This window comes from Burkholderia sp. 3C, assembly GCF_054589155.1.
The window spans coordinates 1-303 of sequence record NZ_BAAILN010000007.1; the positions used below are offsets into that span (position 1 = coordinate 1).

1 protein-coding gene is annotated in these 303 nt (G+C 62.4%); it reads left to right on the forward strand.

The features are described 5' to 3' along the window. Position 1: 1 nt before the first annotated feature. Positions 2-303, forward strand: a 302-nt coding sequence (locus tag ACYP33_RS00485) for a dihydrodipicolinate synthase family protein (RefSeq protein WP_459618960.1), incomplete at its 3' end; no start/stop codon positions are given.

Sequence of the window (303 nt, forward strand, 5' to 3'; positions counted from 1 at the left end):
CATGACCACGCCGCAAGAACTGAAGCAGATCATCTCCGAAGGGCTGCTGTCTTTCCCCGTTACCGATTTCGACGCGCAAGGCAATTTCCGCGCCGATACGTTCATTGAACGCCTCGAATGGCTTGCCCCGTACGGCGCCTCGGCACTGTTCGTGGCCGGCGGCACGGGTGAATTCTTCTCGCTGACGCAAGCCGACTATTCGAATGTGGTTCGCACTGCCACGGAAACCTGCAAGGGCAAGGTGCCGATCCTGGCCGGCGCCGGCGGCCCGACGCGCGTGGCGATCGAGTACGCGAAGGAAGC